The sequence below is a fragment of the Kribbella steppae genome, assembly GCF_004342025.1.
Lineage (GTDB): Bacteria > Actinomycetota > Actinomycetes > Propionibacteriales > Kribbellaceae > Kribbella > Kribbella steppae.
Map to the genome: position 1 here is coordinate 1 of NZ_SLWN01000024.1, position 14,982 is coordinate 14,982.

Below are 14,982 nucleotides of genomic sequence, written 5' to 3' on the forward strand. Positions count from 1 at the left end.
TCGCCCGAACCACAGAGAGACGGCGTCAGCGGGCAACCACCCCCATTTTCAGCCCGGAACGGGCCGCCCCGACAGGGAGGATCGGAGACTACTGCGGGACCATCGGCCGGCAGTTCGCCGAAGGCTTCATCACCGGTGACGCGATCACGGCGGCGAGTATCTACCTCACCATCGTGGCCGAGACAGCCTTCACCAACACGCTGTTCGTCGCGATGCCCGCCGAGGCGGCTGCGAACGGCGACTACCTGCTACCGACCGTGTTCCACTCGGTGCAGTCCGACGAGTCGCGGCACATCAGCAACGGGTACGCCACCCTCCTGATGGCTCTGTCCGACGAGGGAAACCACCAGCTGCTCGCCCGCGATCTGCGGTACGCCTGGTGGAACAACCACAGGGTCGTGGATGCGGCCATCGGCACCTTCATCGAGTACGGCACGAAGGACCGCCGCAAGGACCGGGAGAGCTACGCCGAGATGTGGCGCCGGTGGATCTACGACGACTACTACCGCAGTTATCTGGTGCCGCTGGAGAAGTACGGCCTGGAGATCCCGCACGACCTGATCGAGGAGGCCTGGAACCAGATCTGGAACAAGGGGTACGTGCACGAGGTGGCGCAGTTCTTCGCCACCGGCTGGCTGGCGAACTACTGGCGGATCGACCCGATGACCGACAAGGACTTCGAGTGGTTCGAGTTCAAGTACCCCGGCTGGTACGACAAGTACGGCAAGTGGTGGGAGAACTACAACCGGCTGTCGAGGCCGAACGGCCACAACCCGATCGTGTTCGAGGACGTGGACTACGAGTACCCGCACCGCTGCTGGACCTGCATGGTGCCGTGCCTGGTTCGCGAGGACATGGTGATGGCGAAGGTCGACGGTCAGTGGCGTACGTACTGCCATGAGATGTGCAAGTGGACCGACGAGACGGCGTTCCGCCCGACGTACCAGGGCCGGCAGACCCCGAACATGGGCCAGCTGATCGGCCACCGCGAGTGGGAGACGCTGTACCACGGCTGGAACTGGGCCGACGTGGTGTCCGACATGGGATTCGTTCGCGACGACGGCAAGACGATGGTCGCGCAGCCGCATCTCGATCTGAACCCGGACAAGATGTGGACCCTGGACCACCTGCGGCGCTGCCCGCCTCTGCAGAGCCCGAACGTGCTGCTGAACGAGATGACCGACGACGAGCGGACGGCCTTCGCGGCCCGCTACGTCCGCGGCGGACCTGCCGGTCGAGCTCCGGTCGACGCCTGACCGGCGCAACGCCACGCGGGAGGGCGCACGCCCCTTGCCCTCCCGCCTCCGTCTCCTGTCCGCGCAGCTGTGAGGAACCATGGGCGACAAGCACGTCGTACGGTTCGAACCCGTCGGTATCGAGATCGAGGTCGACGAGGAGCAGACGATCCTGCGCGCCGCGGCCGAGCAGGGCGTCATGCTGATGCACGGCTGCAAGGAGGGCCAGTGCTCGTCCTGCAAGTCGTTCGTGCTCGACGGTGACGACATCGAGCTCGATCGGTACTCGACGTTCGCGCTGCCGGACTACGAGCTGGACGAGGGCTACACCCTGCTCTGCCGGGCGCATCCGTACGAGGATCTGACGATCGAGCTGCTCAACTACGACGAGGACATGATCCGTTCGGGGCTGCCGATCCAGGAGGCCGTCGCCGAGGTGGTCGCGAACGACGCGGTCACGCACGATATGCGGCACCTGGTCCTGCGGCTGCTCGAGCCGGGCGAACTGAAGTACTTCCCGGGCCAGTACGTCGACATCGCCGTACCGGGGTCCGAGGCCACTCGGTCGTTCTCGATGGCGAACACGTCCAGCCGCGACGGCGGGCTGCTCGAGTTCGTGATCAAGATCTACCCGGGCGGGTTGTTCTCGTCGTACCTGGACGAGCGACTGTCGGCCGGTGACCGGCTCAACCTGACCGGCCCGTTCGGTGTCTTCACGTTGCGGGACAACCCCGACGCGCGGCTGGTCTTCCTCGGCGGCGGGGCCGGGATGGCGCCGATCCTGGCCCTGCTCCGGTCGATGGCCGAGCGCGCCATCGACCGGCCGACGACGTACTACTACGGGGCTCGGGCCAAGCGGGACCTGTGCTTCGACGAGGAACTCCGGGCGCTGGCCGCCACCTTGCCGAACTTCCGCTACGTGCCGGCCCTGTCCGAGCCGGCCGACGATGACGAGTGGGACGGCGAGGTCGGTCTGATCACCGACGTCGTCGGCCGGTACGAAGACGACCTCGCCGGTGCCGACGCGTACGTGTGCGGCCCGCCGCCGATGGTCGAGGCCGCGCTACCCCTGCTGGAACGGCTGGGAGTCGCGCAGAAGCGAATCTTCTACGACAAGTTCACCACCACCGGTGACGCCGGTGACCCGAAGGTGCTGGAGGCAGAGATCAGATGACGACCACACAGGACTCCACCCAGGAACGGAGCGTGCCGAAGCCGGTCTTCACCGATGCCGAGGCCGGTGCCAAGGTGTTCCCGGACTCGACGGCTCGCCGGTACAACTACTACACGCCACAGAAGCGCAAGCAGAGCCACTACGAGGACGTCACCGTCGAGGTGCAGCCGGATCCACGGCACTACCTCAGCCAGGGCTGGCTGTACGGGTTCTCCGACGGCCGCGGCGGCTACCCACTGGACTGGACGGCGCTGAAGGCCTGGGGCTCGGACCGGCCGGAGCCGGAGCGCGGTCCCGGTACGGGCGGCAAGGGCTATGACTGGCCGGCGACCGGATGGCACGAGTTCCGGGATCCGAACGAGGAATGGGAGCTGACGCTCTACCGGTACAACTCCAACGTCGTCCGGCAGGTCACCCAGAACATCGAGGCGGCCAAGCAGTCGAAGGCCTTCGAGCAGTGGAACCGCAACTGGATCCGGTTCATCGAGCAACATGTCGGTGCCTGGATGCATGTCGACCACGGCCTGGGTCTCTACCTGTTCGCGAACGCGAACCGGCGGGCTCCGACCAACATGCACAACAACGCGATCTCGGTGAACAGCATGCACCGGATCCGCGCGGCGCAGGACCTCGCGCTGTACAACCTGACCCTGAGCGAGGAGCTCGACGGGTTCGACGGCAGTGCGCACCTGGAGACGTGGAACTCCGACCCGGCCTGGCAGGGCGTGCGTAACGTAGCCGAGCAGCTGACCGCGATCGACGACTGGTGCGAGGCGATCTTCGCCGCCAACGTCGTGTTCGAGCCGCTCGTCGGCGAGCTGTTCCGCAGCCACCTGGTCCAGCAGGCCTCCCCCGGCAACGGCGACTTCGTGACGCCGACCGTGATCGGCGCCGCCGAGTACGACTTCGCCGAGCGCGACCTGCGCTACACCAAGGCGATGTTCGAGCTGCTCACCGCCGACAAGGAGTTCGCCGACCACAACAAGGCGATCCTGCAGGACTGGCTGTCCGACTGGACGACGCGCTCGATCGAGGCGGCCCGGACGATGCAGCCGCTCTGGTCGCAGCCGGACAGCAAGCCGCCCCGATTCGAAGACGGCCTGGACCGGGCGAAGAGCCGTTTCAGCGGCATCGTCACCGGACTCGGCCTCGAGGAGCCCAAGGAGCTGGGACTGTGACCACCACGTTCACGACCGCAGAGAGTCCGTTCAAGTCCGACAACACCGCGTCCAACCGGTGCGGCTTCACCCTGATGAACAACCAGGTCGGCGAGGTCGTCGCCGAGGTGATGGGTCAGAAGGACAACGTCACCCTGACGCCGCTGCCGTCGATGATCAGGGTCGACGCGGTCGGCAAGATGGAGGTCGTCTACGACGAGATCTCCGAAGCACTGGGCGAGGAGCCCGGGTACTTCGACCAGGCCGAGTTCGAGGAGAACATGTCGACGCACTACGGCCGGATGATCCACACCGACGACCGGACGATCCTGGTCGCCAATCCCGAGGACGCCGCCGAATACCTCGGCTTCGACCTCACTGCGGTCTGACACCAGGAGGCGACCGTGTACGAGAATGATGGCGAGAAGTACTTCGTGGTCGACACGCACATGCACTACTGGAACGCTGCGCCGGACAACTGGGTCGAAGGAGCCGAGCAGTACGCCAAGGGCTGGATCGAGTGCTTCTACGGCTACCACGGCCTGGGACCGGAGGACACCCGGTGGCCGCTGGAGAAGTACCAGAAGTACACCGAGGAAGACCTCATGAAGGACGTCTTCGACGAGGGCCACGTGGACGTGGCGATCTTCCAGCCGACGGATCTGGCCGAGTGGTACAAGGAGGGCTTCAACACCACCGAGCGCGACTCGATCCTGCACGAGAAGCACCCGGGCAAGTTCGTCCTCAACACCCGGTGGGATCCCCGCGAGGGTGAGGACGGCCTCAAGACCCTGCGCCACAACGTCGAACGCTGGGGTTGCAAGGGTGTCAAGCTCTACACCGCGGAGTGGCGGCAGGGCTCGCGGGGCTGGAAGCTCACCGACCCGGAGGCGTACAAGTACCTGGAGGCCTGCCAGGAGCTCGGCATCACGAACATCCACGCGCACAAGGGACCGACGATCTGGCCGCTGGACAAGGACGCGTTCGACATGAGTGACGTCGACCACGCGGCGACCGACTTCCCGGCTCTGAACTTCATCGTCGAGCACTCCGGGATCCCGCGCATCGACGACTTCTGCTACATGGCGACGCAGGAGCCGAACGTGTACGCCGGCCTGTCCGTGGTCGTCGGCGCACTGATGCACGCCCGGCCGCGGTTCTTCGCCCGCTGCATGGGCGAGCTGTTGTTCTGGGTCGGCGAGGACAAGATGACGTTCGGCAGCGACTACGCCATCTGGGAACCCAAGTGGCAGGTCGAGGGCTTCGTGGACTGGGACTTCCCGGACGACGAGGCGTACTCGGACTACCCGCGGCTCGGCGTCGCGGGCAAGAAGAAGATCCTCGGGCTGAACGCGGCGAAGCTCTACGACATCGAGGTACCGGAGGAACTGCGACTGGACTACGGCAAGCCGGCTGCGCAGGACGACGCGAAGCTGGTCACGCAGTAATGACGACGGCGGTCGCGGAACGGTCCCGGGTTCTGGCCGCGCTCGACGCGGTGCGCGACCCGGAACTCGACGAGCCGATCACCAAGCTCGGCTTCGTGTCGGAGTGCATCGTGTCGGCGGCCAGTGACGTTCGGGTCCGGCTCCGGCTGCCGACGTACTTCTGCGCGCCCAACTTCGCCTTCCTGATGGTCGCCGACGCGTACGACGCGGTCTCGGCGCTGCCGGAGGTGCGCAGCGCCGATGTCGCGCTGGAGGACCACTTCGCGTCGGCGGAGATCAACGCCGGCGTGGCGGCGCGGGCGGGTTTCGCCGTGTCGTTCGCCGGCGAGGCGATCGGCGAGTTGGACGAGCTTCGGCGGACGTTCCTGACCAAGGCGGTGTTGGCCGGCACCGACCAGGTCTGTCGCCCACTGATGGCTGCCGGGCTCGACCCGGCGACGCTGGCGACGATGACGCTCGGCGACATGCCACCGTCGGCACAGCTGGAGAGGCTGTGCCGACGGCGGGCTGAGCTCGGCCTGCGGACCGACCCGGCCGCTCCCCTGCTCGTCGACCCTGGCACCGGTGACCCGATCACCGGTGCCGCGGTGTCGCTGCACCTGGGCAGGGCGCGGCTCTCCAGGGTCGGTATCGAGGCCAACACGGGCATCTGCCGGGGCATGCTCCGCCACCGATACGGAACGACCGGTGCGGGTGAGGAGGAGGACGAGGGATGAAGGCCGTTCGACTGCACGGATACCACCAGCAACCAATGGTCGAGGAGGTCCCGGAGCCGAGCGTCAAGGGCCCGCTGGACGTCGTCGTCAAGATCGGCGGCGCCGGAGTGTGCCGCACCGACCTGCACATCATCGAGGGTCAGTGGGCAGAGGCGATGCACCCGACACTGCCCTACACGATCGGCCACGAGAACGCCGGCTGGGTGCACGAGGTCGGCTCTGCCGTCACCAACGTGCAGGTCGGCGACACGGTGATCCTGCACCCGACTCCCACCTGCGGGCTGTGCCACGCCTGCCGGGCCGGCGCCGACATGCACTGCGCGATCAGCACCTTCCCCGGCCTGGACAGCGACGGCGGGATGGCCGAGTACCTGCTCACCTCCGCGCGGGCGTGCGTGAAGCTCGACCCGTCGACGCAGCCGAAGGACGTCGCGGCCCTGGCCGACGCCGGCATCACCGCCTACCACGCGGTCCGCAAGGCGATCCCCCTGCTGTACCCCGGCACGACCTGCGTGCTGATCGGCGCCGGCGGGCTCGGCCACATCGGCATCCAGTGCCTGGCCGCGCTGACCGCCACCACGATCATCGTGGTCGATCGCAACCCGGACGCGCTGAAGCTCGCCGAGCAGCTCGGCGCCGACCACACGGTCGTTGCTGACGGCAACCAGGTGACGGCGGTCCAGGACCTGACCGGTGGCACGGGTGCGCACGTCGTACTCGACTTCGTCGCCGAGCAGGGCGCCGAAGCGGACGGCTTCGCGATGACCGCGCCGGCCGGTTCCTACTTCGTGATCGGGTACGGCGGCCAACTGCAGGTGCCGACCCTGGACATCATCTCCACCGAGCGCAACATCGTCGGCAACATCGTCGGCACGTACAACGAACTGGACGAGCTGATGGCGCTCGCGCAGGCCGGGAAGGTCACGTTGCACACCCGGACCTACCCGCTGGAGGCCGCCGCCGAGGCGGTCGCGGATCTCGACGCCGGCCGGGTGCGGGGCCGCGCGATCCTCGTTCCCTAGCGCACCGTCCCATCACACCGTTCGCCCTGACCGGGCAGTCAAAGGAGGAGACCGATGGCCAAGGAACTGCGATTCGGTGAGCAGGCGCGCGAGCTGATGCTGTCCGGAGTGGACCAACTGGCGGAAGCGGTGAAGTCGACGCTCGGGCCGAAGGGCCGCAACGTGATCCTGGAGAAGATCACCGGCTCACCGGTGGTCACCAACGACGGCGTCACCATCGCCCGGGAGATCCACCTGAAGAACCAGTTCGAGAACATGGGCGCTCAACTGGTCAAGGAAGCGGCGATCAAGACCAACGACATCGTCGGCGACGGCACCACCACCGCGACGGTGCTGGCGCACGCCATCGTCCGCGAGGGGATGCGGGCGATCGGCTCCGGCGGCAACCCGGTGCTGGTGAAGCGGGGTATCGACGTCGCCGTTGCGCGTCTTGTCGACCGGCTGCGCGAGGTCGCCCACCCCGTTGTCACCGAGCGCGACCTCGCCCGGGTGGCGGCGATCTCGGCCAACGACGACGACATGGTCGGCACGGTGATCGCCAAGGCCCTGCACTCGATCGGCGACGGCGGCATCGTCACCATCGAGGAGTCGACCGCACACGGGATGAGGGTGGACTTCGTCGAGGGTTTCGAGTTCGACAACGGCTACCTGTCGCCGTACATGGTGACCGATCCAGGCAGTTTGCAGGCGGTGCTCGACAACCCCTACATCCTGCTGTGCAGCGAGAAGATCACCAAGGTGCAGGAACTGATGCCGCTGCTGGACAAGATGATGCGGGATCCGAAGCCGCTGGTGATCATCGCCGAGAACCTTGAAGGCACCGCGCTCAGCATGCTGGTGCACAACCACGTCAACGGCCACATCCAGTGCGTCGGCGTCAAGGCACCGGGGTTCGGCGACCGGCGGCTGCACAAGCTGGAGGACATCGCCGCGATCACCGGTGGCGCGGTGCTCAGCCGGCATTCGGGCTTCACGCTGGAGACGATGGAGCTCTCCCAGCTCGGCCGGGCCGACCAGGTCCGGGTCACTGCCGACCGCACCGCGATCATCGCCTCCGCCGGCCACGAGCAGGATGTCGCCTTCCGGATCACCCAACTCCGCGCCGAGCTCGAGCGGGCCACGTTCGGGATCGACGAGGACGTGCTGACCGAGCGGATCGGTGCGCTGTCCGGCCGGGTCGCGGTCATCCAGGTCGGAGCACCGACCCCCGCCGAGTTGAAGGAGCTCCAGCACCGCGTCGAGGACGCGCTGTCGGCCACCCGGGCGGCGATGGCCGAGGGCATCGTGGCCGGTGGCGGGGTGGCGATCCTGCACGCCGCGTCGGCACTCGACGATCTCGAGGTCAAGGACGACTATGCGACCGGCGTGGACATCGTCCGGCGCGCCCTCCGCGAGCCGGCGTACCTGATCGCGACGAATGCGGGCTACTCCGGCGAGGAGGTGCTGGAGCGGATCGGACACCTCGGCCCGGACGACGGGTTCGACGCACTCGAAGGCCGCTACGGAAACATGCTCGAGATGGGCATCGTCGATCCCCTCAGGGTGGCCAGATCGGCCCTGCAGAACGGCGCGTCGGTGGCCGGCCTGCTGCTCACCACCAACACGCTGGTCGCCGAGGAGCAGACCCCGTGGGGCGGAAGCGCCGCGCTGATGACCGAGTTCGGCGCCCTCGACGAAGGCCTCCACCAGCCGTCGCCGGACTCCAGCACGCCGCAGTCCCTTGGCCTGGGCCCTTCGGTTGGCTGAGACAACGACCTGGTGATCAGACCTCGACTTGGCGGGACTCGGCCCGGGCAGGTGTAGCCGCGGTGACCAGCAGCCAGCCGGGTATTGCCAGCAGGACGGCGGCGACTCCGAACGCCGCCGCCATGCTGGTCGCGACCGCGAGTTGCCCCAGCGCCACCGCGCCCACCGCTCCCCCGAGATAGCCGATCAGCGACTGAACGGAGAGGACAGTCGCCCGCTCGGCCGAGGCCACCTGGCTGTGCAGGAGTTGCCCCATCGGGCCTCCGACGATTCCGAGACCGACGAACATCAGCAGGTAGGCCCCGCCCGCGGCGAGGATTCCGCCGAGACCATCCACCGCAGTCGCCCCGGCCAGACAAGCCAGTGAGAACACGCTCACCGCGAACCCCACGAGGCAGACCGCCCTGGCCGAGTCGAGTCTGCGCGTCAGCCTCATACTCAATCCGCTACCCACCGCGTCGGCCGCGAACCCGACGGCCGCGACGATGCCGTAGGCAAGAACTCCCCGATCAGGTGACCCCGCCAGCTCACCCATCCAAGCCGGGGTCAGCAGTTCGATGACGGCCAGCGCGGCCACCATGCCGGCTCCGGTCGACAAGATCCGGATCAGTAACGCATTGCGTACGCCGAGGCTCAGTCCGGTCGCGATTGCAGCAGGAACCCCTCTCAGCACGCTGCGCAAAGTTGCCGGCGCGTACTTCGGCTCGGGCATCGCGAAGATCGTCACGACCAGCCGCACCGCATCACACGCGGCGGCGATCAGAACCGGCACGGCAAGGCTGGTATGCAAGGCGAACGGGATCAGCGCACCAGCTACCGTTCCCACCGCCAGCGCCACGGACGAAGCCATCAGCCCGAACGACAATCCACGGCTCAGCTCGGCATCGGACACCTCGGATCGCGCTTGCACGGTGTCGACGTACCAGGCCTCGACGGGTCCGCTTCCCAGCGCTCGCCCGATACCGCGGAGGATGCTCGAGGCAACGAGTAGCAGGATGGACTCGGCCAGGCCGAGCAACAGCAGAGCGATCAGACTTGCCGCCGCTGACGCGACGATCATCGGACGACGGCCGACGACATCGGCGAGCCCGCCGGTCGGCAACTCGAGCACCATGATGGCGACGGAGTACGCGACGCCCAGCGCCGCAACGGCGGTCAGGCTCACCCCTTTGTCCAGCAGCAGGAGAACCAGCACTGGAATGAAGAGGCCGGTCGGGAGCCAACTCAGGAAGCTGATCAGCGCAAAGCGTCGAGCTGCCCCCGACGCGGTCACGATCGCTCGCCGGACCGCGGGAAGGCGCTGACCACGATGGAGACCTTGGACGCGTCGGGATTCCCGGCGTCTCGGGCCTTCAACTCGTCGACGTGTGCGTAGAACCGCTCCCACAGCTCGTCGACGGAGGCCGGCGTCAGCTTCACCAGCAGGTCACCGATCCCGGACGCATCCACCCAGTCCGCGGGCAACGTGGTCTGGTCCTGCTCGAACGACTCGACGTTGGACACCAGGATCTCCGCCTGCTGCCTGCGCATCCACCCGGCCGCACTACGACCTGCACTCGACGCAGCCATCTCGGAGTTGTTCCAGCTCGTCGTCTTGTGCATGGCACGCCAGCGCCGCGACCGCGGATGACCGCCCGAGGCGACCTCTTCGACGAATCCGTACTGCGCGAGCTTCCGCAGGTGGTAGCTCGTCGCACCGGTGTCGGTCTCGAACCGCCGAGCCAGTTCTGTCGCCGTCGCCGGCCCGTGCTCCCGCAACGCGCCCAGCATCCGCACTCGCAGCGGATGGGTGAGGCCCTTGAGCTCCTCACCCTGACGCACCAGCTTGTCGTCCTGACTCATGAGCCGACCATACGCTTACAGAACAATCTATGCAAAGAAAATTCTGCATGGACCACTGGTCAGTGGCGTCATGGTGTTCGATCGAGCCGCGGACTCGAGGCTAGTGCGGCGTCAACGAACGTTGGGGCCGTCACCCACCTCCCACCGACCGGCCTGGAGCACCCACTGTGGTGGGTCGACCACGATGCCGTTCAGTGCGGCGGTGTGGTTCGGTTGTCACCTCTGACGGGTCCGCCTCGTGCAGTTCGACAGGACGTACGCGCCTGCTGCCAGCCATTCCCCGCCTGAGCCCACCCGGTAAGCGGCTCGATCGCCGGACACCTCCTGTCGAACTGCACCAATCTGACCGGACCGATGACAACCCCAACGTTTCTGGATGCGGCGTTAGGACCAGTGCGGCGGGCGGGTCAGCCGGGTCGGGAGCGTCGTACCGGCGTCGCCGCGGGCCGCGTTGATCTGCATCTGGGTCAGGAAGATGCTCCGCGCGAGGTCGGCGCCCCGCAGGTCGGTGTCCCGGAGATCGGCACCGATGAGGTCGGCGGCCGTGAGATCGGCCTCGCGGAGGTCGGCGGCGATCAGGTAAGCGCTGCGCAGGTCCGCCCCGCGGAGGTCGGCGCCGCGCAGCGTCGCACCCGTGAGGTCCGCACCGCGGTGGTTCATTGGTGTGCCCGGTACGCCGGCCCGGACGAGCTCGCTGGTCCGTAGCAGCAGTTCGTTGATCCGGGATCGGTGGGCGATCACGTCGAGCTCCGCGAGCGAATCCGGGCTACCGAGGGCCAGGCGTTCGGTATCGACACGCGCACGCGTGAGGTCGTCGCGGAGGGGAGGTGCCAGCTCCAGCGCCTCGATCAGGTACCAGAGCAGCTCGTGGAGCAGCCGCACCACCGAGAACACCTCGAACATCTGCGCGCCCGAGTCCGCTTCCTGCCGCCAGTTTCGGCCGCCGAAGGTCACCTGCGTGACCTTCTGGCCGGCGCCGAAGCAGTCGTACACGGTGCAGCCTGGGAAGCCGCCGTCCCGCAGCCGCGCGTGGATGCCGCAGCGGAAGTCGTGCTTCAGGTTCGGGCACGGTGCACCGGCCGGCTTGTCGATGGCGAAGTCGGTGGACGCGGTCAGTGCCAGCGCCACGCAGCACAGCCCGGCACACTGCGTGCAGTCGGCGCGCAGGTCCGAGTGTCGTACGGGCTGGTGGGACATGTCCCTGTCGAGGCTAGGGCGTGCGGCCGCACGCCGCATCAGTTGCGCCGTGCGGGGTCGAGCGATTTTCGGCTGCGGAGCTCCGTCATGACCTCTCGGGCAGATGAAGCAGCCGTTGGATGCCCGGAATCGATGGCGAGTTGATAGGCCCGCTCCGCCCCGGCGAGGTCGCCCTGATCCTCACACAGGACCCCGAGGTTGAATGCGGCCTTCGGGGCCATATCGGCGTGCCCGGAGTCGATTGCCAACTGGAAGGCCGACTCCGCTCCGACGAAGTCCTCCCGACCGTGACAGAGGACGCCGAGGTTGACCGCTGCCTGCGGGGCCTGGTCAGCGTGCCCGGAGTCGAGCACCACCTGGTACGCGCGCTCTGCCCCAGCGAAATCGCCCTGATCCTCACGGAGCACTCCGAGGTTGACCGCCGCCTTCGGGGCCAGGTCGGCGTGCCCGGAGTCGATCGCCAACTGGTAGGCCCGCTCCGCCCCGGCGAAATCGCCCCGCACCTCGCGGAGCACCGCGAGGTTGATCGCCGCCATCGGGGCCATATCGGCGTGCCCCGAGTCGATCGCCAGCTGATAGGCCCGCTCCGCCCCCGCGAAGTCGCCCCGGCTCTCGCGGAGAACGCCGAGGTTGACCGCCGCCTTCGGGGCCTGGTCGATGTGCCCGGAGTCGATCGCCGACTGGTAGGCCCGATCCGCCCCATCCTGATCGTCACGAAGTACCCCGAGATTGACCGCCGCCATCGGGGCCATATCGGCGTGCCCGGAGTCGATCGCCAACTGAAGGGCCTGCTCCGCCCCGGCGAAGTCGCCCCGGCCCTCACGGAGTACCCCGAGGTTGACCGCCGCCTTGGGGCCCTGGTCAGCATGCCCGGAGTCGATCGCCAGCTGATAGGCCCGCTCCGCCCCGGCGAAGTCCTCCCGATCCTCGCACAGCACCCCGAGGTTGAACGCCGCCTTCGGGGCCTGGTCGGCGTGCCGGGAGTCGATCACCAACTGAAGGGCCCGCTCCACCCCACCGACATCGTCCCGCACGTGCTCGCCCGACTTCGTCACGGCAGCCCCCCACCCAACGACGTGACGCGCTGTGCGCCACACCTCACACGGTACAGAACATCGCCTCAAACGCCCGCTTTGCCAACTTCTGACCGCCGTCTCTCGCGGGGCCGACCGGAGCGATGCAGTTGCCGTCGGCAACTGCCCGGGCTCAGTGCAGGGCGACGGTCAGAAGGAGGACAGATGCTTCCAGGGCTTCGACGTCGTGACGCTGGGGCGGCACCGCGACCAGGTCACCTGGACCGAGCTCGACCTGCGTGTCACCGGCACGGACCAAGACACGACCCCGCAGGCAATGCACCGAGGCATCCCCCGGACTCTTGTGCTCACCCATCACCCGCCCCGCGGCGAGCGCCGTGAGCGTCTGCCGGAGCCGGGCACCGGCTCTGCTGTAGACCGTGACCGAACTGCGCCCACTCTCGGCAGATACCGCCTTGGCCAGCAGGTCAGCAGCAAGCTCGTCGATCGAGGCAACGTCCATCAATCGATCATCGCACGCCCGGCCCGCCGCGTCGCGAAGCATCGCTCAGCGTTATCCGGGCACTGGGAGCCATGAATCAGCACCTTGCCCTCGTCACCGGAGTCACGGGCTACATCGGTGGCCGCCTCGTGCCAGAACTGCTCGAGGCGGGCTTCCGGGTCCGCGCGATGGCACGGAACCCACGCCGGCTCCGCGATCGGACCTGGTACGACGACGTCGAGGTCGTCGAGGCAGATGCCGGGAACGCGCGGCAACTGCGGGCCGCGATCGACGGCGTTGACGTCGCCTACTACCTGATCCACTCCCTCGGAACTGGCCGGCGGTTCGAGGCACGCGACCGGCACAACGCGTTGACGTTCGGGACGGCTGCGAGGGAAGCCGGCGTACGGCGGATCGTGTATCTCGGCGGCCTCTACCCCGAAGGCGAGGAGCTCTCGCCGCACCTGGATTCCCGGCGCGAGGTCGGCGAGATCCTGCTGGCGTCCGGCGTACCGGTCACGGCGCTGCGCGCGGCCGTGATTCTCGGCTCCGGCTCGGCGTCGTTCGAGATGCTGAGGCACCTGACCGACCGCCTCCCGGTGATGGTCACCCCACGCTGGCTCAGCACCCGGATCCAGCCGATCGCAGTGCGCGACGTCCTGCACTATCTGGTCGGCAGCGCGTCCATGCCGGCCGACGTCAGCCGCGGTTTCGACATCGGCGGACCCGACGTCCTCACCTACCGCGACATGATGCAGCGCTACGCGAAGGTTGCCCACCTCAACCAACGGCGCATCCTCCTGCTGCCGCTGCTGACGCCGTCGCTGTCAAGTCATTGGGTCGGTCTCGTCACCCCCGTGCCGAGCAGCATCGCCAGACCACTGGTCGACAGCCTGGTGCACGAGGTCGTCTGCAAGGAACACGACATCGCCAAGTACGTCCCCGATCCAGAGGCGGGCCTGATCGGCTTCGATCGTGCGGTGGAGCTCGCGCTCAAGCGGGTCGGCGACCTGGACGTGACGACCAGCTGGGCGTCCGCGGCAACGCGCGGCGCCCCGAGCGATCCGCTGCCGGGCGACCCGGACTGGTCCGGCGGATCCTTGTACGTCGACGAGCGCGAGAGCGTCGTACCTGCGAGCCCTGAACAGCTGTGGCGGGTGATCGAGGGCATCGGCGGCGGCAACGGCTGGTACTCCTGGCGCCTCGGTTGGTGGGCGCGCGGGCTGCTGGACCGGTTGTTCGGCGGACCAGGTCTGCGCCGCGGCCGGCGCAATCCACGCGACCTGTCCGTGGGCGATCCGCTCGATTGGTGGCGCGTCGAAGAGATCGAAGACCTCAAGCTCCTCCGTCTTCGCGCCGAGATGCGGCTCCCCGGCCTGGCCTGGCTCGAACTCATCGTCGACCACGACGACGCCGGCCACACCGTCTTCCGTCAACGTGCGCTGTTCCATCCGCACGGCCTGCCCGGCCACCTGTACTGGTGGGCCATCAAGCCCTTCCACGGCCTCGTCTTCGGTGGCATGCAACGCAACATCACCACCGCCGCCAACACCTGACCCACGCAGCCGAAACTCAGACCTGGGCCTGATCGGGAGCTACCTGCGGGCCGCGTGGCTCCTAGTGGGGCCGGGCGCGGAACTCGACGAATCGCTCGCGCGGATTGCCACCACGGTTATCAGGCCCGCGAGCACCAACCCGCAGATGACGATCAGGGCGACGACCAGACCTCTGGGCGCCGGCTTGCGGTGGCCGAGCGGGTACTGCTCATCACCGCCGAGCTCGGGTCCCCAACCGAACGCCGCCGGCGGTGGATCGCCACCGGGCATCCCCGGCAGCGGATAACTGCCATAGGCCGGCATCGATCCGTCCGGCAACGCCGGCCGCTCCCCCGCCCATTCATGATCTGGCAACGTCATACCTCCCCTCAGCA

At 67.8% G+C, this 14,982-nt stretch carries 15 protein-coding genes; 9 read left to right on the forward strand and 6 right to left on the reverse strand.

Features of this window, described 5'->3' with window-relative positions:
• The 8 genes from EV652_RS41660 to groL form a co-directional block, all read left to right on the forward strand.
• Positions 1–1,256: ferritin family protein (locus EV652_RS41660; protein ID WP_500784516.1), on the forward strand; the 1,256-nt coding region annotated here is incomplete at its 5' end.
• Between the two features lie 79 nt (positions 1,257–1,335).
• Positions 1,336–2,409, forward strand: coding sequence for an NADH:ubiquinone reductase (Na(+)-transporting) subunit F (locus tag EV652_RS41665; protein WP_132216309.1), 1,074 nt, complete (start codon positions 1,336–1,338; stop codon positions 2,407–2,409).
• Entirely contained in the window at positions 2,406–3,587 is a 1,182-nt protein-coding gene (locus tag EV652_RS41670; RefSeq protein ID WP_132216312.1) for a ferritin family protein, read from the forward strand. Before EV652_RS41665 ends, EV652_RS41670 begins: the two co-directional genes overlap by 4 nt.
• Complete coding sequence (mimD, locus tag EV652_RS41675) at positions 3,584–3,955, forward strand: propane 2-monooxygenase effector subunit MimD (protein WP_132216315.1); 372 nt, start codon at positions 3,584–3,586, stop codon at positions 3,953–3,955. Before EV652_RS41670 ends, mimD begins: the two co-directional genes overlap by 4 nt.
• Before the next feature lie 15 nt (positions 3,956–3,970).
• Positions 3,971–5,014 (forward strand): amidohydrolase family protein, encoded by a 1,044-nt coding sequence (locus EV652_RS41680; RefSeq protein ID WP_132216318.1) that lies wholly within the window; start codon positions 3,971–3,973, stop codon positions 5,012–5,014.
• The gene (locus EV652_RS41685) at positions 5,014–5,730 is read left to right on the forward strand and encodes an iron-sulfur cluster assembly protein (RefSeq protein WP_132216321.1); all 717 of its coding nucleotides are present in this window, start codon (positions 5,014–5,016) and stop codon (positions 5,728–5,730) included. Before EV652_RS41680 ends, EV652_RS41685 begins: the two co-directional genes overlap by 1 nt.
• Positions 5,727–6,752, forward strand: coding sequence for an NAD(P)-dependent alcohol dehydrogenase (locus tag EV652_RS41690; protein ID WP_132216324.1), 1,026 nt, complete (start codon positions 5,727–5,729; stop codon positions 6,750–6,752). The genes EV652_RS41685 and EV652_RS41690 overlap by 4 nt, the downstream gene beginning before the upstream one ends.
• Positions 6,753–6,806: 54 nt before the next feature.
• On the forward strand, positions 6,807–8,498 hold the full coding sequence (gene groL / locus EV652_RS41695; protein ID WP_132216327.1) for a chaperonin GroEL: 1,692 nt from the start codon (positions 6,807–6,809) through the stop codon (positions 8,496–8,498).
• 16 nt (positions 8,499–8,514) lie between these two features.
• Here groL and EV652_RS41700 read toward each other — a convergent pair whose 3' ends face one another.
• The 5 genes from EV652_RS41700 to EV652_RS41720 form a co-directional block, all read right to left on the reverse strand.
• Positions 8,515–9,771, reverse strand: a complete 1,257-nt coding sequence (locus tag EV652_RS41700; protein WP_132216330.1) for an MFS transporter — start codon at positions 9,769–9,771, stop codon at positions 8,515–8,517.
• Positions 9,768–10,340 (reverse strand): winged helix-turn-helix domain-containing protein, encoded by a 573-nt coding sequence (locus tag EV652_RS41705; RefSeq protein ID WP_132216333.1) that lies wholly within the window; start codon positions 10,338–10,340, stop codon positions 9,768–9,770. Before EV652_RS41705 ends, EV652_RS41700 begins: the two co-directional genes overlap by 4 nt.
• 384 nt (positions 10,341–10,724) lie before the next feature.
• A complete protein-coding gene (locus tag EV652_RS41710) occupies positions 10,725–11,537 on the reverse strand; it encodes a pentapeptide repeat-containing protein (protein WP_132216336.1) in 813 nt (270 codons plus the stop codon).
• A gap of 38 nt (positions 11,538–11,575) precedes the next feature.
• The gene (locus EV652_RS41715) at positions 11,576–12,592 is read right to left on the reverse strand and encodes a tetratricopeptide repeat protein (protein WP_132216339.1); all 1,017 of its coding nucleotides are present in this window, start codon (positions 12,590–12,592) and stop codon (positions 11,576–11,578) included.
• A 151-nt stretch (positions 12,593–12,743) separates the two neighbouring features.
• On the reverse strand, positions 12,744–13,073 hold the full coding sequence (locus EV652_RS41720) for a cupin domain-containing protein (RefSeq protein ID WP_132216342.1): 330 nt from the start codon (positions 13,071–13,073) through the stop codon (positions 12,744–12,746).
• A gap of 71 nt (positions 13,074–13,144) precedes the next feature.
• Between EV652_RS41720 and EV652_RS41725 the strand changes: the two genes are divergently transcribed.
• Positions 13,145–14,608 (forward strand): SDR family oxidoreductase, encoded by a 1,464-nt coding sequence (locus EV652_RS41725; protein ID WP_132216345.1) that lies wholly within the window; start codon positions 13,145–13,147, stop codon positions 14,606–14,608.
• A gap of 39 nt (positions 14,609–14,647) precedes the next feature.
• On the opposite strand, the gene EV652_RS41730 is transcribed toward EV652_RS41725, so the two are convergent.
• Positions 14,648–14,968 carry a hypothetical protein gene (locus EV652_RS41730; RefSeq protein ID WP_132216348.1) on the reverse strand — a complete coding sequence of 107 codons (321 nt, stop codon included), beginning with the start codon at positions 14,966–14,968 and terminating at the stop codon, positions 14,648–14,650.
• Positions 14,969–14,982: the final 14 nt, after the last annotated feature.

Bases quoted from the DNA above. Each gene is read 5' to 3' on its own strand.
- EV652_RS41685 (WP_132216321.1), top strand. From the start codon at position 5,014: ATGACGACGGCGGTCGCGGAACGGTCCCGGGTTCTGGCCGCGCTCGAC.
- groL (WP_132216327.1), top strand. From the start codon at position 6,807: ATGGCCAAGGAACTGCGATTCGGTGAGCAGGCGCGCGAGCTGATGCTG.
- EV652_RS41725 (WP_132216345.1), top strand. From the start codon at position 13,145: ATGAATCAGCACCTTGCCCTCGTCACCGGAGTCACGGGCTACATCGGT.
- EV652_RS41705 (WP_132216333.1), bottom strand. From the start codon at position 10,340: ATGAGTCAGGACGACAAGCTGGTGCGTCAGGGTGAGGAGCTCAAGGGC.
- EV652_RS41720 (WP_132216342.1), bottom strand. From the start codon at position 13,073: ATGGACGTTGCCTCGATCGACGAGCTTGCTGCTGACCTGCTGGCCAAG.
- EV652_RS41665 (WP_132216309.1), top strand. From the start codon at position 1,336: ATGGGCGACAAGCACGTCGTACGGTTCGAACCCGTCGGTATCGAGATC.
- EV652_RS41690 (WP_132216324.1), top strand. From the start codon at position 5,727: ATGAAGGCCGTTCGACTGCACGGATACCACCAGCAACCAATGGTCGAG.
- EV652_RS41730 (WP_132216348.1), bottom strand. From the start codon at position 14,968: ATGACGTTGCCAGATCATGAATGGGCGGGGGAGCGGCCGGCGTTGCCG.
- EV652_RS41670 (WP_132216312.1), top strand. From the start codon at position 2,406: ATGACGACCACACAGGACTCCACCCAGGAACGGAGCGTGCCGAAGCCG.
- EV652_RS41710 (WP_132216336.1), bottom strand. From the start codon at position 11,537: ATGTCCCACCAGCCCGTACGACACTCGGACCTGCGCGCCGACTGCACG.